The organism is Streptomyces sp. TLI_171, from assembly GCF_003610255.1.
Classification (GTDB): domain Bacteria; phylum Actinomycetota; class Actinomycetes; order Streptomycetales; family Streptomycetaceae; genus Kitasatospora.
The window spans coordinates 1,029,412-1,051,124 of record NZ_RAPS01000001.1 but is presented as its reverse complement, the minus strand read 5'-3'; the positions used below and the strand labels follow the sequence as shown (position 1 = coordinate 1,051,124).

The following is a 21,713-nucleotide window of genomic DNA, read 5'->3' as shown; positions in this document are numbered from 1 at the left end:
CCCGTGCGGGTTGCCGGGGTCGCGAGCCGCGGCCGTGGGCGGAAGGGTGGCGGAGGAGGCGCGGCGGAAGGGGCGGGCGGTGTACGGGCGAGGCGAACAGGCCGACTGGGGCGGGGCCCTGCGGCGCACCGTCGCGAGGCTGCGGGAGGAGCAGCGCGGACCCGAGCCGGCGCCTGCGGCGGCCGCGCCGCCGATCGTGCCGGAGACGGCCCTCGACCCCGACCTGGCCCGGCCGCCGGACCAGGACCTGCACCGCCTGCTGGACGCGGTGCCGCAGGCGGCGGTGCTCGCCGAGCCGGTGCAGGACGCCGGGGGCAACGTCCGCGACCTGGCGGTGGTGATCGTCAACGAGGCGGCGGCCCGGCACCCGTACCATCCGGAGGAGGTGCACGGGCCCGCGGAGGAGGGGCACGGGATCTCGCTTCGGGAGGCGTACCCGGGCCTGTGGAGCGCGGCGTTCGCGGACGCCGTGACCGAGGTGCTGCGCACCGGGCACGCGGCGCGGGAGATCCCGGTGCGGTGGGAGTCGACCGGGGCCGACGGGGTGGTGCGGCTGCGCCGGGAGCGGGTGACGACGCACCGGCTGGGCCGTCGGCTGCTGCTGGTGTGGACCGAGGACCGGACGGAGGAGATCGCCCGCGCCGCGCAGCGGATCGCCCGGGTCGGCTGGGCGGAGTGGAGCCTGCGCGACGGCCGGCTGGACATCTCCCCCGGCCTGGCCGCACTGCTCGGCCTCGCCCCCGACACGCCCACCCTGCCCCCGCCGCAGGCGCTCGGCCGGGTCACCGAGACCGCCCGGCCCGCGCTGTACCGGGCGCTCGACCACCTGCTCACCACGGGCGAGGACATCGACGTGCTGACCGAGATGTACGGCGTCGGGCGGCCGCGCCGGATCCGGCTGGTCGCGGAGGCGGTCCGGGACGGCGACGGCCCGATCGAGGGCCTGCGGGCCGTGCTGCAGGACGTCACCGAGCTGGCCGACAGCCAGCGGCGGCTGCGCGAGCAGGAGGAGGAGACGGAACGTCAGGCCCGCCGCGCCGACGCCGAGCACATCGTCGTCCAGCGCCTGCAGGACGCCCTGCAGCCCCGCTTCGCCACCCTGGCCGGGCTCGGCGTCAGCACCGCCGTCGCCTACCGCCCGGCCGAGGGCGGGGTCGGCGGCGACTGGTTCAAGGTCCGCCAACTCCCGGACGGGCGTGCCCTGCTGGCCGTCGGGGACGCGCGCGGGCACGGCCTGGACGCGGTCGCGCTGATGTCGATGCTGCGGCACGCGCTGGCCGGGCTGGCGTTCACCGGGGCGCTGGTGGAGTCGCTCGGCGCCTGGCTGAACCGGATCGCCTACGACGACGGCGAGGAGTCCACCGCCACCGCGATCGTGTCCCGCTACTACCCCGACCGGCACCTGCTGCGCTGGATCTGCGCCGGCCACCCGCCGCCGGTCCTGCTGCGCGAGGGCCGGGCCACGCCGCTGGCGGCCGAGCTCGGCCCGCCGCTCGGCGTGCTGGCGGAGAACACCTACCGGGCGGTGGAGACCTACGTCCGCCCCGGCGACACCGTGCTGCTGTACACCGACGGCCTGGTGGAACGCCGCGACCAGGACATCGACGCGCGGGTGGAGGCGCTGTGCGCCGCCGTCGAGCGGCACGCCGTCGCCGGCCGCGCGACCGGCCCCGACCTGCAGGAACTGGTGGACGCCGTGGTCCGGGAGATGTCCGGCCCGCTGTCCGAGGACGACGCGACGCTGCTGGCGTTCCGCTTCGACCGGTGACGGTCAGTCGGTCAGGTAGATCGCGGCCAGCCGGGGCAGGCGGCGGTGCATCTCGGCGTCGTCGTCGAAGTCGAAGTCCTCGCCCATGTCTTCGTCCGCGGGCGGCGTGCCGTCGATGCCGTGCTCGGCGCGGTGGCGGCGGTACTCCTCGTGGAAGCGGTCCTCGTCACCGGTGCGGAGCCCGAACGCCTCGGCGGCCGTGTAGTTGACCTCCTCGTAGAACAGCTCCTCGGCCTCCTCCGGGTCCTCGCCCACCGCGAGCGGATGGCCGGCCAGCGCGTCGGGGGCGGCCAGGACCTGCTCGTACCAGCCGCGGCCCTCGGCGATCACGCCCGCGCGGAAGTCCATGAAGCTGTCGTCCGAGCAGCCGCCGCCGATCAGGTAGGCCGCGGCCCACACGTCCCAGCGGTACAGGTCACCGTGCAGGCGGTCGAAGCAGGCCTCGTACGCCAGGATCTCCGCCTCCGGGCGGGCCGCCAGCAGCTCGACCAGGGCCCGGTCGAACGGGGTGCCGGGACGGGCCGCGGCCCGCGCGGCGTCGATCAGCTGCCAGAACTCGTCGATGTCCATGCCCGCCACCCTCGCGCACGGGTACGACAGCGGCGGGCCCGGGGTGAGGGGCCGTCAGTCGTGCGGGACGACCGCGACCGGCGACTGCGCGTGGTGGATCACCGCGTGGGCGACCGAGCCGAGCCGGGTGCCCAGGCCCAGGGTGCGGTGGCGGCGGCCGACCACCACCAGGTCGGACTGCGCGGAGGCCTCGACCAGCGCGGCCGCGCCGCCGCCGGTGCGGACGTCCTCCAGGACCAGGGTGCGCGGGTACTTCGCCCGCCACGGCGCGACCGCCTCCGCGACCATGCCGACGGCCAGCGCGCCCAGCTCCTCGCGCTCGGACTCCACCGGGATCCAGCCCGCGTAGCCGTACGTCGGCGGCAGCTCCCAGCCGTGCACCACACGCACCCTGGCGCCGCGCAGCTGCGCCTCCTCGAACGCGAACTCCAGGACGGAGTCCGCCGGTTCGAGCGCGTCGAAGCCGACGGTCACCTCCGGTTCGTGCGACGGCAGCTCCGGCCGGCCCTCGCGGACCAGCACCACCGGGGTGGCCGACCGGCCCGCCACGCCCAGGCTCACCGAGCCCACCAGCAGCCCGCGGAACCCGCCCAGGCCCCGGGTGCCGATCACCAGCAGCTGCCCCTGCTCGGCAGCCTCCGCCAGTCCGTCGATCGCGGCGTCCGGCACCAGCTCGGCGGAGACCGCGACGCCCGGGTACGCGGCGGCCAGCTCCTGGACCACGTCGCCCAGCATGCTCTGCGCGGACGCCTCCAGGTCCTCGATCTTGACCAGGTCGTTCGCCTTGCGTCCCAGGAACGGCCGGGCGTGCAGCAGCCGCAGCGGCGCTCCCCGTCGGCCCGCCTCCTGGGCGGCCCAGTGCGCGGCGGCCCGGCTCCGGACGGACGCGTCGACGGCGGCGAGAACGGGACGAGTCATGGCGAAGCCTTTCCCTGTTCGGGTCCCCGCGGGCCTCGTCGCCCGCTCCTGGGGTCACGACCACTCTTCTCCCCGCCCGCGCAGGGCGGACAGGGCCCGCGGACCCGACCGGACAGGGCCGTTGGTCCCGATTCTCCACCCCGATCCGGACCGCGGGCATCCGGATCGGGCCCAAGGCCCCTGCCGCGACGGACCCTCCGGGGCGCACCCTGGAAGGACACGGACCGGACGAACCGGACGAAAGAGACGGCCGGTCGGCCCTCACGGGAGGTGATCGAAGTGACCATCGACCATGCCACCACGCCGGCGCCGGCGACGGCGCTCGCCCGCCGCTTCGCGGAGCGCCTCGCCGACCTCGGACTCACCGAGGTGCAGGTGGCGGCGCGAGCCGGCATGTCGCTCACCTACCTGCGCCGCGTGCTGGAACTCGGCCGCGAGTTCGACCCGCCGGCGCTGCTGCGCCTGGCCGCCGTCCTCGGCCTGGAGTACGAGGAGCTGGTCGCCGGCCGGCCCGCCGAGCGGGCGGCCCGCGAGGACGGCCCCGCGCTGGTCGGGCCGCCCGTGCTCGGCGAGCTGACGGTGGCCGAGTGCTGGCGCCGCCTGGGCGCCAACGGCCTGGGCCGGATCGCCCGCACCGGCCCGGACGGCCCCGTGGTGCGGCCCGTCGGCTACCTGGTGCACGGCCACGGCGTGCTCTACCGCACCGACCCCGACGGCGTGCTCGCGCCCGGCGCGGGCGGCGACGCCGCGTTCGAGGTGGACCGCGCCGACCGGGAACTCGGGCAGGGCTGGAGCGTGCTGATGATCGGCCCGCTGGAGTACGTCACCGAGCCCGCCCTGCTGGCCGAGCTCCCGCAGCCGCCCGCGCACGGCCGCTGGGTGCGGCTGACGCCCACCAGCGTCACCGGACGGAGCATCGGCTCCGCCGGGCGCTGACCCCGCGGGACCGCCGACGCGGTTCCGGCGGAACGGGTCCGGCCCCGGGCCCGGCGCCGTTCTCACATACGGCGCGGACCCGGGGCACAGGGTTCGCGGCCGACGCCGAACCGGATCGCGCCCCGGGGAGATGCGATCGGGTCGGCGGCCACCGTCCGGACGGGCCCGGCGATCCGTCCCGTGGTCCCCACGCCTGGCGGAGCGTCCCTCCACATCGGGACGCGGGCCGCGCCGGCCGGGCGCGATGTCGACGGTCGCGCCCCGCGCTGCATGAGGTTCCCCCCTTGCGAGCCAAGCTAGTTCAGATGTCCGGCCGGGAGTTGGCAATGCGTCGACAGCGGCCCGGCAATGCGTGCACCCGCACCCGACCGGCCCACGGCGGACGCTCGTTCAGGTGGCGGCGGCGGGGCCACCCCGGTGACGCTCCGCCGGGTGCGCCCGCGCTCCGGCGGCCCGCTCGGGCTCGACCTGACACCCTGAGCACGGGGAACCATCCGTTCCCCCGGCGGTGACGAATGCCCGGGGGAGAGGCCGACCGCCGGTCCGGGGGGAGCGAGGAGGTCGTGGACGGTGCGATGTCTGGTGACCGGGGCGACCGGGTACCTCGGCGGGCGACTGGTGCCCGAACTGCTGGCGTCCGGGATGCAGGTGCGCTGCCTGGTGCGAGACCCGGCCCGGCTGCGCGACCACCCGTGGCGGGGCGCGGTGGAGGTCGTCGCCGGGGACGTCACCCGCCCGCCGACCCTGGACGGCGCGTTCGACGGCGTCGACGTCGCCTACTACCTGGTGCACTCGCTGGGCAAGGGGGCCGACTTCGAAGCGGTCGACCGGGACGCCGCCCGCGCGTTCGGGCGAGCCGCGGCCCGCGCGGGCGTCCGGCGGATCGTCTACCTCGGCGGGCTCGTCCCGCGCGGGGTGCCGGAGCGCGAGCTCTCGCCGCACCTGCGCTCACGGGCCGCCACCGGCCGGGCGCTGCGCGAAGGCGGCGTGGCGGTCACCGAGCTGCGGGCCGCCGTGGTGATCGGGTCGGGCTCGGCCTCGTTCGAGATGCTGCGCTACCTGACCGAACGGCTGCCCGCGATGGTCACCCCGCGGTGGGTGGACACCCGGATCCAGCCGATCGCCGTCCGCGACGTGCTGCGGCTGCTGGTCGGCGCCGCCGGACTGCCCGACATCCCCGAGACCGACCGGGTGTTCGACATCGGCGGGCCGGAGGTGCTCACCTACCGCGAGATGATGCAGCGCTACGCCCGGCTGGCGGGCCTGCACCGGCGGCTGATCCTCCCCGTCCCGGTGCTCACGCCCGGCCTGTCCTCGCACTGGGTCGGGCTGGTCACCCCGGTGCCGAGCGGACTCGCCCGGCCGCTGGTCGAGTCGCTGCGCCACGAAGTGGTCTGCTCCGAACGGGACCTGACGCGGTGGATCCCCGACCCGCCCGGCGGCGCGGTCGGCTTCGACTCGGCCGTCGCGCTCGCACTGCGCCGGGTCCGCGACGACGAGGTCACCACCCGCTGGTCCTCCGCCACGCCGCCCGGCGCGCCCAGCGACCCGCTGCCCACCGACCCCGACTGGGCCGGCGGCAGCCTGTACCAGGACGTCCGCGAGCGTCGCGTGGCCGCCCCGCCGGACGCCCTGTGGCGGGTCGTCGAGGGCATCGGCGGCACCAACGGCTGGTACTCCTTCCCGCTCGCCTGGACGGTCCGCGGCCTGCTCGACCGGATGGCCGGCGGCGTCGGCCTGCGCCGCGGACGGCGCTCGCCCGGCCGGCTGCGGGTCGGCGACTCGCTGGACTTCTGGCGGGTCGAGGAGATCGAGCCCGGCCACCTGCTGCGGCTGCGCGCCGAGATGCGACTGCCCGGCCTCGCCTGGCTGGAACTGACCGTCACCCCCGACGGCACCGGCGCGCTCTACCGCCAGCGCGCCCTCTTCCACCCGCACGGCCTGGCCGGCCACGCCTACTGGTGGTCGGTGGCCCCCTTCCACGCCGTCGTCTTCGGCGGCATGGCCCGCAACCTCGCCGCCCGCGCGGAGAACCGCTGACGGCTGCCCGCGGACCGCACGGGAACCCGCATGCACGGTGTCCGGGCGGCTGGCAGAATCCGGCTTTCGATCATTCGAGAGGGGAACCCTGCCACGGCCGGAACCGGCCCCCGCGCCGCCCTGCTGACCGTCCTTCTGATGGCCGTCGCGGGCTGCACGACGAGCACCGGGACGCCCGGTCCGGCGCCCGCCGCCGATTCGCCGAAGCAGGTGCTGCCGCCCGCCCCGTCGCTCGGCGAGCCGGCGCTGCCCACGCCGGAACCGAAGTCGACCGAAGTGCCGCAGCGCAGCGAGGAGGGCTACCTGGGTCTGCGCCTGCTGGACGTGGACCACGAACTCGACGGCCGGTCGGACGCGGAGCTGGTGGCGGTGGGCGACGCCTGGTGCACCAGGGTGACCGCCGGCACGCCCGTGGCGGACGCCGCGCGCTGGGTCGTGGAGCAGGGCTACCGCGACGTGCAGGCGAGTCGGATCGTGATCGCCGCCGGCCTCAGCCTGTGTCCGGCGCTGAACGACGAGGTGGTCGCCTGGGCGGGCAGCGGCCACCCCGGGCTCGGCCGGTAGCCCGGTCCGGTGCGGTCGGGGAGGCGGCGCGCGGGGGGTTGGTTGCGGAGATGCCCCCGAGTCGAGATATCTTGACGTCAAGACGTTGCAGACGTGGAAGCTGGAGCTACGGTGACTGACTCGACCATCATCTACACCCACACGGACGAGGCCCCCGCCCTCGCCACGTACTCGTTCCTGCCGGTCGTCCAGGCTTACGCCTCCACCGCCGGTGTGAGCGTGGAGACCCGCGACATCTCGCTGGCCGGTCGGATCATCGCCGTCTTCCCGGAGTTCCTCCAGGAGGACCAGCGCATCGCGGACGCCCTCACCGAGCTCGGCGAGCTGGCCAAGACCCCCGGCGCCAACATCATCAAGCTGCCGAACATCTCGGCGTCCATCCCGCAGCTCAAGGCCGCCATCGCCGAGCTGCAGGCCCAGGGCTACGCGCTGCCGGAGTACCCGGACGAGCCGAAGACCGACGAGGAGCGCGACATCCGCGCCCGCTACGACAAGGTCAAGGGCTCCGCGGTCAACCCGGTGCTGCGCGAGGGCAACTCGGACCGCCGCGCCCCGCTGTCGGTGAAGAACTACGCCAAGACCCACCCGCACCGGATGGGCGCCTGGTCGGCCGACTCCAAGACCAACGTCGCCACCATGGGCGTCAACGACTTCCGCTCCACCGAGAAGTCGACCGTGATCGGCGCCGACGGCGCGCTGCGCATCGAGCTGGTCGCCGAGGACGGCGCCGTCACCGTGCTGCGCGAGAAGGTCCCGGTGCTGGCCGGCGAGGTCGTCGACGCCTCCGTGATGCGCGCCGCCGCGCTCAACGAGTTCCTGGCCGCGCAGGTCGCCCGAGCCAAGGCCGAGGGCGTGCTGTTCTCGGTGCACCTCAAGGCCACCATGATGAAGGTCTCCGACCCGATCCTGTTCGGCCACGTGGTCCGCGCCTTCTTCCCGAAGACCTTCGCCGCGTTCGGCGCCGACCTGGCCGCCGCCGGTCTGAACCCGAACAACGGCCTCGGCGGCATCCTGGCCGGCCTGGACAAGCTCCCCAACGGCGCCGAGATCAAGGCGTCCTTCGACGCCGAGCTCGCGGACGGCCCGGCGCTCGCCATGGTCGACTCGGACAAGGGCATCACCAACCTGCACGTCCCCAGCGACGTCATCGTGGACGCCTCGATGCCGGCCATGATCCGCACCTCCGGCCACATGTGGGGCCCGGACGGCCAGGAGGCCGACACCCTCGCCGTCATCCCGGACAGCTCCTACGCGGGCGTCTACCAGGCCACCATCGACGACTGCCGCGCCAACGGCGCCCTCGACCCGGCCACCATCGGCTCGGTCCCGAACGTCGGCCTGATGGCCCAGGCCGCCGAGGAGTACGGCAGCCACGACAAGACCTTCGAGATCGCCGCCGCGGGCACCGTCCGCCTGGTGGACGCGAACGGCGAGACGGTCCTCGAGCAGTCCGTCCAGGCCGGCGACGTCTTCCGCGCCTGCCAGACCAAGGACCTGCCGATCCAGGACTGGGTCAAGCTGGCCGTCACCCGCGCCCGCGCCACCGGCGACCCGGCGGTCTTCTGGCTGGACGCCGACCGCGCCCACGACGCCGTGCTGATCGAGAAGGTGAACAAGTACCTCCCCGAGCACGACACCGAGGGCCTGGACATCCAGATCCTCTCCCCGGTCGAGGCCACCAAGCTCTCGCTGGAGCGCATCCGCCGCGGCGAGAACACCATCTCGGTCACCGGCAACGTGCTGCGCGACTACCTGACCGACCTGTTCCCGATCCTGGAGCTGGGCACCAGCGCCAAGATGCTGTCGGTCGTCCCGCTGATGGCGGGCGGCGGCCTGTTCGAGACCGGCGCCGGCGGCTCCGCCCCGAAGCACGTCCAGCAGCTGGTCAAGGAGAACTACCTGCGCTGGGACTCGCTCGGCGAGTTCTTCGCGCTGGCCGCCTCCTTCGAGCACCTCGCCACCACCGCCGGCAACCCCCGCGCGCAGGTCCTCGCGGACACCCTGGACCGCGCCACCGGCACCTTCCTCAACGAGGACAAGTCGCCGTCGCGCCGCCTCGGCGGCATCGACAACCGCGGCAGCCACTTCTACCTGGCCCTCTACTGGGCCCAGGAGCTGGCCGCCCAGACCGAGGACGCCGCGCTCGCCGCCGCGTTCGCCCCGCTCGCCCAGACCCTGGCCGAGCAGGAGCAGACCATCGTCGACGAGCTGATCGCCGTCCAGGGCCAGTCCGCCGAGCTCGGCGGCTACTACCAGCCCGACCCGGCCAAGGCCGCCGCCGTGATGCGCCCGTCGAAGACCTTCAACGACGCCATCGCCGCGCTCGCCTGACGCACCGTCAGCAGCTGACGCCGTCGCGGGACCCCGTCCGGGGCTTCCGCGGCGGCGTTCCGCGTTCCCGGCCGCGGAGGTTCTCGCCCCGCGGAGGTTCTCGCGGCGCGGACACGGGACGGCGGTGGTTGATCCCCGTCCCGGCCGCTGCCTAGGGTGCACGGTATGCCCACGCCGCAATTCATCCTGGACCTGCGCGCCCACGTCGGCCACGACCCGCTCTGGCTGTCCGGCATCACCGCGGTGGTCGTGGAGGACGGCCTGATCCTGCTCAACCGCCGGTCGGACAACGGGCGTTGGTCCCTGTTGCACGGCATCGTGGAGCCCGGCGAGCAGCCCGCCGACACCGTGGTCCGCGAGGTGCTGGAGGAGACGGGTGTCACCGTCCGCCCCGAGCGGATCACCAGCGTCCACACCCTGCCCGCGTTCGCCTGCGCCAACGGCGACCAGGTCCAGTACCTCGACATCGCCTTCCGGTGCCGCCCGATCGGCGGCGAGGCCCGGGTGAACGACGAGGAGTCGCTCGCCGTGGAGTGGTTCCCGCTGGACGCGCTGCCCGAGCTCTCGCACAACGACGCCATGCTGCTGGAGAAGGCCCTCGCCGACGCCCCGTCCCCCTGGTTCGCCCTGGGCTGACCCGCCCGCCGGCGGCCGCGGGGGCGGCCGCCTCCGGGAAGCCGAGACCGAACGAACTTGTTCGTGACGAACATGTTCGTTACGGTGGAGGGGAGACGGACCGAGCAGAGGAGCACGCCATGACCACCAGCACCCACCACCCCCTCGCGATCATCGGCGGGGGCCTCGGCGGCCTCACGCTCGCCCGCGTCCTGCACGTCCACGGCATCCCCGCCGCGATCTTCGACCTGGAGCCGAACGCGGACGCGCGGACCCAGGGCGGCATGCTCGACATCCACCACGACTCCGGGCAGCTCGCACTGAAGGAGGCCGGCCTGTACGAGCAGTTCGAGAAGCTGATCCACCCCGGCGGGCAGGCCCTGCGGGTGCTCGGCCCGGACGGCACGGTCCACCTCGAGCAGGAGGACGACGGCGCCGGCGGCCGGCCCGAGATCGACCGCGGCGACCTGCGGACGCTGCTGCTGGAGTCGCTGCCCGGGGGGACCGTGCACTGGGGGCGGAAGGCGGTCGGCGTGCAGGCGCTCGGCGACGGCCGGCACCGGGTCGAGTTCGCCGACGGCAGCGCGATCACCACCGACCTGCTGATCGGCGCCGACGGCGCCTGGTCGAAGGTGCGCCCGCTGCTCTCGACGGCGAGCCCCGCGTACACCGGCATCTCCTTCGTCGAGGCCGACCTGCACGACGCGGCCCACCGCCACCCGCGCTCCGCCGAGGTGATCGGCGGCGGGATGTTCATGGCGCTCGGGGACGGCCGCGGGTTCCTCGCGCACCTGGAGTCCGACGGCAGCGTCCACGTCTACGCGGCGGTGCGGGCCGGCCAGGACTGGCTGGACGGCGCGGAGCAGAGCGGCATCAGGGCCGGTGCGCTGGCCGCGTTCGCCGACTGGGACGAGGCGCTGCGGGGTCTGCTGGCGGACGCCGACGGGGAGTTGACGCTGCGTCGGATCCACGCGCTGCCGGTCGGGCACCGCTGGGAGCGGACCGCGGGCGTGACGCTGCTGGGCGACGCCGCGCACCTGATGTCGCCGTTCGCGGGCGAGGGCGCCAACCTCGCGATGCACGACGGCGCGGAGTTGGGGCTGGCCCTGGCGGCGCATCCCGGGAACCCCGAGGCCGCGCTGCAGGCGTACGAGCGGACGATGTTCGAGCGGGCGGCGGCGTCGGCGAGGGAGTCCGGGGAGAGCCTGGAGCTGATGTTCGGCCCCGACCCGATCGGCGGGCTGCTGGCGATGTTCGCGGGGCACGGGCCGGAGGACGGCGCCCGCGGCGAGCACGCCTGAGCCGCCGGCGGGGCCGAGCTGCGGGCCGAGGGCCGGGAGCCCGTCGACTAGGTTGGTGACCATGGACGACAGCACCGAGCCCGCCCCGCGCAGCCGACGCGAGCGGCCCGCCAAGCCCGCGCTCTCCCACCGGGGGATCGTGGCCGCGGCGGTCCGCCTGATGGAGGCGGAGGGACTGCAGCGGGTCACCATGCGCCGCCTCGCGCAGGAGCTCGACACCGGCCCGGCCTCGCTGTACGTGTACGTGGCCAATACCGCCGAGCTGCACGCCGCGATCCTGGAGCACCACCTCGGCACCGTCGACCTGGGCCCGGCCGCCGAGCGGGACCGGGACTGGCGGGAGCGGCTCGCCGCCGTCCTGACCTCCTACACCGAGGTGCTGTACGAGCACCCGGCGCTGGCCCACTCCGCGCTGCTGGCCCGGCCTGCCGGCCCGCACTACCTGGCCCTGGTGGAGAGCCTGCTGGCCCTGCTGGACCAGGGTGGCGTGCCGCCCGGCCAGGCCGCCTGGGGCGTGGACACGCTGCTGCAGGTCGCCACCGCCACCGCCGCCGAGCACTCCGCGCGCACCGGCGCGCAGGCGGAGGCCGAGCACGGCGCGATGGTCCGCGCCGTGCGCGAGGCGGACCCGGCCCGGTACCCGCGAGTGGCGGCGACGGCCGAGGACCTGGTGTCCGGTCCGCCGGAGGACCGGCTGGCCTGGACGTTCCGGATGGTGGTCAACGGCGTTGCGGGAACGCCGCGCTGACGGCCCGGCCGGTGTCCGGCGGCATCGCGGAACGACCTCGCGTTGACGACCCGGCCGGTGGTCGGCGGCATGGCCCGAACGCCGTGCCGCCGGTGGCCGGCCGCTCGGGAACGTTGTGCTGACGGGTCGTCAGGGCAGTGCGGGGCCGAGCACGATGCGTTCGGTGATCTCGGTGGGGGCGGTCGGGTCGCCGGCGAGGGTGGCGGGGCGCAGCCGGCCGGCCCGGTCGAGGGTGAACAACAGGTCGTGGCCGGGCGGGAGTTCGCCGACGGCGGGCCGGCGCAGGATGCGGGCGCCGGCGGTGTGGCGGCGGGCGAGTTCCGGTCCGGTGAGAGCGGCCGGGAGGATCGTCGAGGCGGGGGCGTCGGCCACCACGCCGGCGCCGGGCGCGGCGGCCGGCAGCCGGAAGACCGGCAGGTCGGCCTCGTCGTGCAGCACGGACGCCGCCAGCGCGTTGAACTCGTCCTCGGCGGTGAGCAGGTAGACGGCGGTGACGCCCTCCTGCTCGGCGCCCTCGCCGGTCGCGACGGCCAGCAGTTCGCCCTCGGCGAGTTCCAGCCCGGCGGCGGAGATCCGGGCCCGCTGCTCGTTGCGGCCGGCCCAGAGCAGCACGTCGAGGCCGGCCGAGCGGAGCACCTCGGCGAGTTCCACCGTCCACGGGTCGCCGCCGACCAGCAGCGGGCGGGACCTGGCCGGCCGCATCACCCGCAGCAGCCGGGCCACCGGAACGGCCGTCAGGCCGTACAGGGTGACGGTGGCGACGATCACCAGGAAGGTGGTCGGCAGGATCTTCTCGGCGCCGCCGATGCCGGCGTTGGCCAGCCCGGCGGCGAAGGTGGTGGCGGTGGACGCGGCGACGATGCCGCGCGGCGCCATCCAGCCGAGGAACGCCCGCTCGCCCTCGCCGAGGTCGGTGCGGACCGTGGACAGCGCCGCCACCAGCGGCCGCACCACCACGACCAGGAACGCGGTGAGGCCGAGCGCGGGCAGCAGCACCGGCCGCACCGAGGACCAGGTGACGGTGGAGGAGATCGAGATGAACAGCACCCCGACGATCAGCGCGACCAGCGTCTCGAAGAAGTTGTGGCGGGCGGGCAGGTCGAAGGCCGGGACGGTGGCGACCACCACGCCCATCACGATCGCGGCGATCAGCCCGGTGTCGTCGCGGAGCGCGTCGCAGGCCGCCGCGATGCCCACCACGGTCGCCAACTGGGCGTTGGTGCCGAGCACTTCGCCGAGTCGCAGGCGCACCAGCAGCCACCACAGCAGGGCCGCGCCGACCAACCCGCCGAGCAGACCGACGCCGACGCTGGCGCCGAAGCCGAGCAGGCCCGCGCCCAGGGCGTGGTGCTGCTGGCTGACCAGGATGTGGAAGACCAGTGCGCCGAGGATGCCGCCGACCGGATCGATCAGCGACCCCTCCCAGACCAGGATCCGCTGCAGCCGCTCGGTCGGGCGGACGAAGTTCAGCAGCGGGCCGACCACGGTCGGTCCGGACACCACCAGGATCGCGCCGAGCATCGCCGCCGCCTCCCCGGACACCCCGATCAGCGGGGCGGCGAGGAACGCCGCCGCGGGCGCGGTGACCAGGGTGCCGATCCACACCAGCCGCACCACCGCCTGCCGGGTGTGACCGGTCAACTTGCGCAGGTCCAGGCCGAGTCCGGCGTCGTACAGGATGACCGCGACGGCGAGCGAGACGAGCGGGGAGAACGCCGGGCCGATCAGGTTGTCCGGGTGGATGTCGTCCGTGATCGCGCCCGCGGCGAAGCCGACCGGCAGCAGCACGATGATCGCCGGGATGCGCAGTCGCGAGGCCAGGAGCTGGGACGCCACCGCGAGCACCACGGTCAGCCCGGCCCCGATCAGAATCTGCTCAGAGGTCATATTTCCATCCCATGACGGAAACTGACCGTCCGGCACGCCACGCGCCCGACGGGTCCCCCGTTCGGCCCAGCGGCCCCCGGCGGGCGCCTGGCCGTTTCCGGCCGGTAGCTGCCGGCCGAAGTGCCGCGTTCCGGTGACGGTGCGCGCCGCGTCCCTTACTGTACGGGTCATGAGTCCTGCGGGGAGGGCGGTCGACGGCCGCGGCACGGCGGTGGTGATCGGCGGCGGACTGGCCGGGTGTCTGGCGGCCTGGGCGCTGCGCGGCGTGGCGGAACGGGTGGTGGTGATCGAACGCGACCGGTACCCGGAACGCGCCGACTTCCGCCCCGGCGTCCCGCAGGCCCGGCACGGGCACCTGCTGCTGGAGGCCGGGCACCGCACCATCGAGGAACTGATGCCCGGCGCGGTCGCCGAACTGCTCGCCGCGGGCGCCACCCGGGTCCCGGTCTCCGCGGGCCTGCGCTGGCTCACCGCCGCGGGCTGGCTCGCCCCGTACGAGAGCGAGTTGGCGGTGCTGACCTGCAGCCGCCCGGTGATCGACCACGTGGTGCTGGACCGGGTCCGCACCGAGCCGACGATCGAGATCCTCACCGGCACCGAGGTGGTCGGCCTGCTCGGCGGCCGACACGCCGTCACCGGCGTCCAGGTGCGCGACCGCGGCAGCGAGAGCAGCCACCAGGTGCGGGAGATAGCCGCCGAGTTGGTGATCGACGCGGCCGGCCGCGGGACCCGGGCGGCGAAGTGGCTGAGCGTCCTCGGGGCGCCCGCCGTCCCGCGCGAACGGGTCGACGCCGGAGTGGCCTACGCCACCCGCTTCTACCACCGCCCGCCCGGCGCCGACTCCACCGCCCTGTACGTGCAGAGCCGGGCCCCGCAGCAGGGCCGCTTCGGCGTCCTGCTGCCCGTCGAGGGCGACCGCTGGATCGTCGGGACCGGCGGCATGCGCGGCTTCGAACCCTCCCTCCAGCCCGAGGAGTTCGAGAAGCAGCTCGGCCAACTCCGCGATCCCGCCATCGCGGAGGCCATCGTCGACGCCGAACCGGCGGGCCCCGCCCGCGGGTTCGTCCCCGGACCGAGCGTCTGGCGGCACTACGAACGCACCGCCCCGCACGGCTTCCTGGCCCTCGGCGACGCCTCCTGCACCTTCAACCCGGTCTACGGGCAGGGCATGACCGTCACCGCGCTCGCCGCCCGCGCCCTGCGCGAGGCCGTCCGGCAGCACGGCGACCTCGGCCACGCCGCCGTCCGGGAGACCCGGCAGGCCATCGCCGGGCTGACCAAGAACCCCTGGATGATGTCCTCCAGCGAGGACGTCCGCTTCGCCGGCACCACCGGCGGCCCCTCCGGCGCCCTGGTCCGCGTGCAACACCGCTTCCTGGACCGGATCCTGGCCCGCGCCACCACCGACGGCCAGGTCGCCGCCGCGTTCCAGCGGGTCGCCGCGATGGTCGAACCGCCCAGCACCCTGTTCCGGCCCGCCGTCCTGCGGCCGGTCCTGTTCGGAGGCTGACCCGCGCACCGGGCGGCCACGTCGGTACCGCCGCCGAAGCGATGGCCGCCCAGCAGCGCGGGCTCAACGAGGCCGAGACCCACGGCACCCCGTTCTGCCCCTCCTGCGGCTTCCGCGTCGCCCGGCACCCGCCGCTGACGCCACGTCACCACCGGGACCGATCGGCCGGCGGTCGTCGTTCGGGCCGAGGCGTCGCCGGCGCGGGTCAGGTGCCGTTGGTGGGGAGCAGCAGGATGTGCTCGGGGTCGTAGCGGCGCCAGTGCGGTTCGGTGACCGCGCCGAGGACGCGCAGGCGGCACCAGGGGTGGCCCTCGGGGTCGTGCCACCAGGCGTTGATCCGGCCGAGCGCCCAGGTGTCGGGCTCGTCGAGGCGGACTTCGACGGGCTGGTAGGCCGGGTGGACGTCCTGTTCCGGCGGGGACCAGGCGGGGTCGGTCTGCAGCTGCGAAGGGAGCACTGCGGGCCTCCTTGGGTCCGGTCGGCGGGTGGCGGGCGCGGGCGCCCGCGGCCCGGCCGGTGCCCGGGCAAGGTCACTCTACAGAGGTGTAGAAACTCGTGGAGGGCAATCCGGGCGCGTGGCGCATCCGCGTTCCCGGACGGCTCGTTCGCACCGGGTCGAGGCGCGGCCGACCGGTGCTCCTAGACTCGGCGGATGACTGCTGACGACTCCTCGTACGAGGCGCTGGGCGTGCTCGCCGACCCGGTGCGCCGCCTCCTGTACCGGCACGTGGCGGCGGCCCCGGAGGAGGTGGGGCGGGACGCGGCGGCGGAGGCGGCCGGGATCTCCCGGTCGCTGGCGGCGTTCCACCTCGACAAGCTGGTGGAGGCCGGGCTGCTGACGGTCGGCTACCGGAGGCTGTCGGGGCGCACCGGCCCGGGGGCCGGGCGGCCGGCGAAGGTGTACCGGCGCGCGGAGGGCGAGTTCGCGGTCTCGGTGCCGCCGCGGGCGTACGACGGGGCCGGACGGCTGCTCGCCGAGGTGGTCGAACGGGCCGGGCTGGACCGGGAGCTGCAGGCGGCGGCGAAGGCCGCGGGCGCAACCGGGTCGGGCGGCGACCTGGAGCGGGTGCTCGCGGAGCGCGGCTACCAGCCGGGGTGGGACGGCGAGGTGCTGCGGCTGCACAACTGCCCGTTCCACGCGCTGGCGCAGGAGTTCCCCGCGCTGCTCTGCGGGATGAACCTGGCGCTGCTGGAGGGGCTGGCGGGGGAGGAGTGGGCCGCGGAGATGAGCCCGTGCGCGGGGGGCTGCTGCGTCGCCCTCTCTAAAAACAAAAATCATTGACGATAGAACAGCGGCCGGTCCATGCTGGGACCATGACTGGCTATCACCTCGCACAGGTCAACGTCGGCCGCCTGGTCGCGCCGCTGGACAGCCCGCAGCTCGCCGGTTTCGTCGGCCGGCTCGCGGAGATCAACGAACTGGCCGACCGCAGCCCCGGCTTCGTCTGGCGCCTGGTCGACGAGGGCGGCGCCGACGCCACCGGAACCCATCCCGACCCCGACGACCACCTGCTGCAGATCAACTGCTCGGTCTGGGAGTCGGTCGAGGCGCTCTGGGACTACGTCTACCGCAGTGACCACCTGCAGGTGCTGGCCCGCCGCCGCGACTGGTTCGAGCGGCCCACCGGTGCGCACCAGGCGCTGTGGTGGGTTCCGGAAGGGCACCGCCCGACGGTGGCGGAGGCGATGGAGAAGGTGGCGCTGGTCGAGGCCCACGGTCCCGGCCCGGAGGCGTTCACCTTCCGCAGCCGCGCCTTCCCGCCCCCGGTCCCCGCCTCGACTCCGGCCCCGGCCCCGGCCTCAACCGCGACCGCCGGGCCCGCCTCGCCCCGGGGCGGTGGCCACTAGCCAAGTGACTAAGCGCTTGCTTAGACTCCGGGTGAGCGGGGCCGCCGGTCCATCCCCCGAGCACCGGCGGCTCCCGCACCCGTCCACGTGAACGTCGTCCCCGCAGGAGCGCGCCATGTCGGCCACGAACCGTCAGATCCGTCTCGCCCGCCGCCCCGTCGGCTCCGTACAGCCGGAGGACTGGGCACTGGTCGAGGAGCCGGTCGGCGAGGTGCCGGAGGGGTCGTTCCTCGGCCGCACCCGCTACCTGTCGCTGGACCCGGCGATGCGCGGCTGGCTGGACGACCGCCCCTCCTACCTGCCGCCGGTGGGGATCGGCGACGTGATGCGGGCCGGTTCGGTGGTCGAGGTGGTCGAATCGGCCCACCCCGGCTTCCAGGTCGGCGAGTTCGTGACCGGCACGTTCGGCGTGCAGGAGTACGCGCTGTCCGACGGCCGCGGCGTGCACAAGGTCGACCCGGCGATCGCCCCGCTGCCCACCTACCTCGGTGCGCTCGGCATGCCCGGCATGACGGCGTACTTCGGCCTGCTGGAGGTCGGTGCGCTCCGCGAGGGCGAGACCGTCGTGGTCTCCGGCGCGGCCGGCGCGGTCGGCAGCCTGGTCGGCCAGATCGCCAAACTGAAGGGCTGCCGGGTGGTCGGCATCGCCGGCGGACCGGACAAGTGCGCCTGGCTGACCGGTGAGTTGGGCTTCGACGCGGCCATCGACTACCGCACCGAGGACGTCCGCCGCGCGCTGCGGGCCCACACCCCCGACGGCATCGACGTGTACTTCGACAACGTCGGCGGCGAGATCCTGGACGCCGCGCTCACCCGGCTGGCCATGCACGCCCGGGTCGTGGTGTGCGGCGCGATCAGCCAGTACAACAACGAGCGGCCGGTGCAGGGCCCGTCCAACTACCTCTCGCTGCTGGTCCGCCGGGCCCGGATGGAGGGCTTCGTGGTGTTCGACCACGCCGCCCGCTACCGGGAGGCCGCCAAGGAGATGGCCGGCTGGATCGCCGACGGCCGCCTCACCGCCCGCGAGCACGTGGTCGAAGGCGGCCTCGACGCCTTCCCCGACACCTTCCAGATGCTGTTCAGCGGCGCGAACACCGGCAAGCTGGTGCTCCGACTGCCCTGACCCCGGAGGGCGGCGACCGGGCCGGTACCCTGTCGCTCCGGTGGTGACGAGGGGAGTGGCAGGGCGATGAGCGAGGCCCATCCGGTGCGGGCGTCCTGGGGCGTGCTGTGGCGGCACCGCGGACTGACGGCCTTCCCGCTGCTCGGCGGCGCGCTGACGGCGGCGATCGGCGTCGCCGCCGCGGCGCCCGCGCTGCTGTACGGCGTGGCGGGCGCGGCCGGTGGTGTCGCGTTGGCCGCGCTCGTCCTCGGCTACCTGGCGCTCGGCTTCGTGCTCACCGCCTGCAGCGCCGCGCTGACCCGGGCGGCCGCCGCGGCGCTGGACGGCAGGCCCGTCCCGTTCGGGGCCAACCTCGCTGTCGTGCTCGGCAGTTGGCGCAAGCTGCTCGGGTGGAGCCTGCTCAGCAGTACGGTGCTGGTCGCCGTCCGGCAGCTCGACCGGCTGCCCGGCGTCGGCGAGCTGCTGGACACCGTGCTCGGCGTGAGCTGGTCGGTGGCGACCTACCTGGTGCTGCCCGGCCTGGTCCTCGACGACCTGCCGATCCGGGAAGCCGCCCGGCGCTCCGCCCGAACGGTCCGCAGCACCTTCTCCCGGCAGATCTACGGCTCGCTGTGGATCGCCGCCCCGCTGGCGCTCGCCCTCCTGCTCGGCCTGGTCGCGGTCATGCTCGGCATCGAGTCGAACCGGCCCGGCCCCGCGATCGCGGCCGGCGCGTTCGCCGCGCTGCTGCTCGGCGCCGCGCTGCTGGTCGGCGCGACCCTGTCCGGGATCTTCCGCACCCTGCTGTACCGGGCCGCCCGCTGAGCTCGCGGACCGCGCTGGGCCTGCGGGCCGTCGCTCAGCCGAGCGGCTGCAGGCGGACGCCGGAGGCGGTGGTCGCCTCGACGGTGACCGGGCCGGGGCCGGGGTTGTCGACGGCCAGGGTCCGGGTGACGGAGACGGGCTGGTCCAGGCGCCGCTTGGCCGTGGTCACCGCCAGGCGGGTGACCTGACGGCTGGCGGCGACCAGCAGGTACTCGGCGCCGTTCGGCGCCCGCCACCGGTACTGGGCGACGGTGTCCTGCTCGTAGCGGCTGCAGGCCCGCCCCTCCGCCCGGGCCAGCCGGACCGCGCGGGCCCCGTTCGGCGGCAGCACCGCCGAGGCGGCGCTGCCGGAGCCGTCCCAGTGATCGGCCCGCAGACACGCCCAGGCCAGCTCGCCCGCGTTCTGCGGCAGGCTCTGGTCGGCGAACTCCCACAGATTCAACTGCCGCACGCCCGGACCGGATTCGGGCACCTCGCAGGCACCGGCCGCCCACCGCCGCAGGGCCTGCGCGCCCACCGCCTCGCGCGGCGGCCGGGCCGGTCCGGAGCCGTCCGGCGGCGGCGTGTACGAGAGGTGCGCGGGCACCAGCCCGCCCAGGTCGGCCAGCAGGAACGCGTGCTGCTCCGCCACCACCGGATCCGACCGCAACTGCAGCACCGGCCCCGGGCAGCCCCCGGCCGCGGCCCCCGGCACCGGGTCGGTCACCCCGCCGCCGACCGCCAGCGGGCGCTCGGCGTCGTTCGGACGGTCGAGCTGCCGGGTCGCCGCCCGGGCCACCCACGGCGCCAGCAGGAACCGGGCCCCACCCGCCCCCCGTTGCAGCACCACCGCGGCGCCCGCCGTCACGTCGCTGTCCTCCGCGGCGGCCAGGACCAGCGCCGGGCCGGCCGCCGCATCGGTGTACCGGGCCAGGCGCGTCCCGTCCGTCAGCAGGACCACCGGTGTCCCGTCCAGCCGCCCCGCGTAAAGGAGTTGGGGCGTCCCGGCGGGCGGGGCGGGCGTGCTGCCCGGCTCGGCGGCGGTGTCGGCGCCCGCCTGCTGCCAGGCCGTCACGGCGCGCGCCACCAGGGCGGTGTCGTCGACCAGGTCGCCGCGGGCGGGCCAGACGGCGAGGCTCAGCCGGGCGGTGTGCCGCCACAGGTCGTCGGCCCGACGCGCGGGCGCGGGCGCGGCAGCGGCGGGAGACCGGCCGGCGCCGGGCGCGGGGGACGGCAGGAAGGGAAGGGCCGCGGCGGCGAGCGCGGCGGCGGTGGCGGCCGCGAGGGCCACGGTCAGCCGGCGGCGGCGCAGCAGATCGCCGGGCTGCAGATGCACCGTGCAGGCGTCGTACCCGGGCGGAAGGTCCCCCTCGGGCCAGCCCAACTCGTCCATTTCGGTGAGCAGTTCGGCGCCCAGTCGGGCCGAGTCCAGCGGGGTGGGCACCCCGGCCGCGGCCAGTACTGCGGCCGCGGCCGCCCGGTCCAGACCGTCCAGTGCCTGCAGTGCGAACCCGGCCCGGGCCGCCGCGGGCAGCGTCGCCAGGCGCGCGTCGAGCTCGGCGTCCGCATCGGTCGACGGGGTGAACAGCCGCACCCCCCACGCGCGCGGCAGCCCGCCCGCCGCGCGCCGCCGCAGGGCCGCCCGCAGCACCCGCACCCGCGCCGCCGCGTACCCGTCCTCGTCCTCCGCGGTACCCCGGCCCGTGCGCGCGAACCTCGCCGGCAGGGACCGCTGCACGGCCGCGTGCGCCGCCATCACCCGCGCGTGCCGCCCCCGTCCGGCCGGCAGCGTCAGGTACGCCAGACACGCCAGCCTCCGGTAGTGCCGCACCAACGCAGCCTCGGCGGAGCCGAGTTGACCGAGGCCGGAACCCGGAACGGCCAGCCGGGGCCGAGGCAGTGTCCTGAGTTCCATCGGCCGCTCCAAACCGTCGGGTGGATGCCCTCTCCGTCGGCTGGACCAACGAGTGGATCATCGGATGGTTGCGCCATTGGTGGGACCCGGGCGGGCCGGCGCGCTGCCCGCCGGCCTGTCGCGCGCGTGTCGAGAACCCGATACGCCGCTGCAACGGACACTGCTCTTGACTGGGCGGATGAACGATGAACTGTCGCTGCCCGCACCGCCCCGCCGGATCGGCCGGATCCTGCTGCTGAGCCTGGTGGTCCTGGGGGCCGGGGGTGCGGCGTTCGTGCTGCGGCGGCCGCTGATGATGTCCGCGCCGCGGTGCACGGCCGGGCGGTGGCACGGCTGCCTGGACACCTTCAACGGGGTGGTGTTCGTCGGACTGGCGACGGTGCCGCCGGCGCTGCTGGTGGCCGCGGCCCTGGCCCACCGCCGGCGGGCGGCCGGGGTGGCGGGAGCGTGGCGGCGGTCGCTGGCCGAGGTGGGGATGGTGCACGGGACGGTGCCGCTGGTGTGGCTGACCATGATGCCCGGCGGCGGGGCGGGCACGGTGCCCGAGCGGGTGAGCCTGGTGCCGTTCCGGGACCTGGAGACGATGGGGGCGCTCGGGATCGCCGGCAATCTGGTGATCTTCGCGGCGCCGGCCTTCTTCGCCCCGATCCGGTTCGCCGCGCTCGCCACCGTGCCGCGCGTGCTGGCCCTCGGCGCGGGCTGCTCGGTCCTGGTGGAGACCGCGCAGTACGTGCTCCGGCTCGACCGGGTCTCCTCCGTGGACGACGTCCTGGTCAACGCCACCGGCGCCCTGCTGGCGGGCCTGGCCTCGCGCCGCTGGTGGCGCAGCGGATGAACCGCGGCCCGCCCCGGCGTA

General features: G+C 75.3%; 19 protein-coding genes. 14 read left to right on the top strand and 5 right to left on the bottom strand.

Annotation, left to right across the window (positions count from 1 at the left end; all coding sequences use genetic code 11):
- Window positions 1–79: 79 nt before the first annotated feature.
- Window positions 80–1,768: a SpoIIE family protein phosphatase gene (locus BX266_RS40755; RefSeq protein ID WP_143686861.1), complete on the top strand. Its 1,689-nt coding sequence runs from the start codon at window positions 80–82 to the stop codon at window positions 1,766–1,768.
- Between the two features lie 3 nt (window positions 1,769–1,771).
- Here BX266_RS40755 and BX266_RS04835 read toward each other — a convergent pair whose 3' ends face one another.
- Together BX266_RS04835 and BX266_RS04830 are read right to left on the bottom strand one after the other, a co-directional pair.
- The gene (locus BX266_RS04835; protein ID WP_099897679.1) at window positions 1,772–2,338 is read right to left on the bottom strand and encodes a DUF4240 domain-containing protein; all 567 of its coding nucleotides are present in this window, start codon (window positions 2,336–2,338) and stop codon (window positions 1,772–1,774) included.
- A gap of 54 nt (window positions 2,339–2,392) precedes the next feature.
- Entirely contained in the window at window positions 2,393–3,256 is an 864-nt protein-coding gene (locus tag BX266_RS04830; RefSeq protein WP_099897678.1) for a universal stress protein, read from the bottom strand.
- A 279-nt stretch (window positions 3,257–3,535) separates the two neighbouring features.
- On the opposite strand from BX266_RS04830, the gene BX266_RS04825 reads away from it, so the two are divergent.
- The 7 genes from BX266_RS04825 to BX266_RS04795 all read left to right on the top strand — a co-directional run bounded on the left by BX266_RS04825 (window position 3,536) and on the right by BX266_RS04795 (window position 11,791).
- On the top strand, window positions 3,536–4,192 hold the full coding sequence (locus BX266_RS04825; RefSeq protein WP_259464545.1) for a pyridoxamine 5'-phosphate oxidase family protein: 657 nt from the start codon (window positions 3,536–3,538) through the stop codon (window positions 4,190–4,192).
- A gap of 570 nt (window positions 4,193–4,762) precedes the next feature.
- Entirely contained in the window at window positions 4,763–6,232 is a 1,470-nt protein-coding gene (locus BX266_RS04820; protein ID WP_099897677.1) for an SDR family oxidoreductase, read from the top strand.
- 138 nt (window positions 6,233–6,370) lie between these two features.
- Window positions 6,371–6,796 carry a DUF732 domain-containing protein gene (locus BX266_RS04815; protein WP_099897676.1) on the top strand — a complete coding sequence of 142 codons (426 nt, stop codon included), beginning with the start codon at window positions 6,371–6,373 and terminating at the stop codon, window positions 6,794–6,796.
- 111 nt (window positions 6,797–6,907) lie between these two features.
- Window positions 6,908–9,127, top strand: coding sequence for an NADP-dependent isocitrate dehydrogenase (locus tag BX266_RS04810; RefSeq protein WP_099897675.1), 2,220 nt, complete (start codon window positions 6,908–6,910; stop codon window positions 9,125–9,127).
- Window positions 9,128–9,292: 165 nt separating this feature from the next.
- Window positions 9,293–9,763 carry an NUDIX domain-containing protein gene (locus BX266_RS04805; RefSeq protein ID WP_099897674.1) on the top strand — a complete coding sequence of 157 codons (471 nt, stop codon included), beginning with the start codon at window positions 9,293–9,295 and terminating at the stop codon, window positions 9,761–9,763.
- Between the two features lie 119 nt (window positions 9,764–9,882).
- Window positions 9,883–11,043, top strand: a complete 1,161-nt coding sequence (locus BX266_RS04800) for an NAD(P)/FAD-dependent oxidoreductase (RefSeq protein WP_099897673.1) — start codon at window positions 9,883–9,885, stop codon at window positions 11,041–11,043.
- A 61-nt stretch (window positions 11,044–11,104) separates the two neighbouring features.
- Window positions 11,105–11,791, top strand: coding sequence for a TetR/AcrR family transcriptional regulator (locus tag BX266_RS04795; protein ID WP_099897672.1), 687 nt, complete (start codon window positions 11,105–11,107; stop codon window positions 11,789–11,791).
- Window positions 11,792–11,920: 129 nt separating this feature from the next.
- Here BX266_RS04795 and BX266_RS04790 read toward each other — a convergent pair whose 3' ends face one another.
- A complete protein-coding gene (locus tag BX266_RS04790; protein ID WP_099897671.1) occupies window positions 11,921–13,678 on the bottom strand; it encodes a sodium:proton antiporter in 1,758 nt (585 codons plus the stop codon).
- 169 nt (window positions 13,679–13,847) lie between these two features.
- On the opposite strand from BX266_RS04790, the gene BX266_RS04785 reads away from it, so the two are divergent.
- On the top strand, window positions 13,848–15,188 hold the full coding sequence (locus tag BX266_RS04785; protein WP_099897670.1) for an NAD(P)/FAD-dependent oxidoreductase: 1,341 nt from the start codon (window positions 13,848–13,850) through the stop codon (window positions 15,186–15,188).
- 205 nt (window positions 15,189–15,393) lie between these two features.
- Here the strand turns inward: BX266_RS04785 and BX266_RS04780 are convergent, their stop codons facing one another.
- Window positions 15,394–15,645 carry a hypothetical protein gene (locus BX266_RS04780; RefSeq protein WP_259464544.1) on the bottom strand — a complete coding sequence of 84 codons (252 nt, stop codon included), beginning with the start codon at window positions 15,643–15,645 and terminating at the stop codon, window positions 15,394–15,396.
- Window positions 15,646–15,840: 195 nt separating this feature from the next.
- Between BX266_RS04780 and BX266_RS04775 the strand changes: the two genes are divergently transcribed.
- The 4 genes from BX266_RS04775 (at window position 15,841) to BX266_RS04760 (ending at window position 18,963) form a co-directional block, all read left to right on the top strand.
- Window positions 15,841–16,470 carry a metalloregulator ArsR/SmtB family transcription factor gene (locus tag BX266_RS04775; RefSeq protein WP_099897669.1) on the top strand — a complete coding sequence of 210 codons (630 nt, stop codon included), beginning with the start codon at window positions 15,841–15,843 and terminating at the stop codon, window positions 16,468–16,470.
- Window positions 16,471–16,502: 32 nt separating this feature from the next.
- A complete protein-coding gene (locus BX266_RS04770; protein WP_099897668.1) occupies window positions 16,503–17,036 on the top strand; it encodes a DUF3291 domain-containing protein in 534 nt (177 codons plus the stop codon).
- A 115-nt stretch (window positions 17,037–17,151) separates the two neighbouring features.
- The gene (locus BX266_RS04765) at window positions 17,152–18,159 is read left to right on the top strand and encodes an NADP-dependent oxidoreductase (RefSeq protein ID WP_180290380.1); all 1,008 of its coding nucleotides are present in this window, start codon (window positions 17,152–17,154) and stop codon (window positions 18,157–18,159) included.
- A gap of 66 nt (window positions 18,160–18,225) precedes the next feature.
- Window positions 18,226–18,963 carry a DUF6159 family protein gene (locus BX266_RS04760; protein WP_099897667.1) on the top strand — a complete coding sequence of 246 codons (738 nt, stop codon included), beginning with the start codon at window positions 18,226–18,228 and terminating at the stop codon, window positions 18,961–18,963.
- A 34-nt stretch (window positions 18,964–18,997) separates the two neighbouring features.
- On the opposite strand, the gene BX266_RS04755 is transcribed toward BX266_RS04760, so the two are convergent.
- A complete protein-coding gene (locus BX266_RS04755; protein WP_099897666.1) occupies window positions 18,998–20,857 on the bottom strand; it encodes a hypothetical protein in 1,860 nt (619 codons plus the stop codon).
- A gap of 178 nt (window positions 20,858–21,035) precedes the next feature.
- Here BX266_RS04755 and BX266_RS04750 point away from each other — a divergent pair, with 178 nt between their 5' ends.
- Window positions 21,036–21,692, top strand: a complete 657-nt coding sequence (locus tag BX266_RS04750; RefSeq protein ID WP_099897665.1) for a VanZ family protein — start codon at window positions 21,036–21,038, stop codon at window positions 21,690–21,692.
- The last annotated feature ends 21 nt before the right edge of the window (window positions 21,693–21,713 follow it).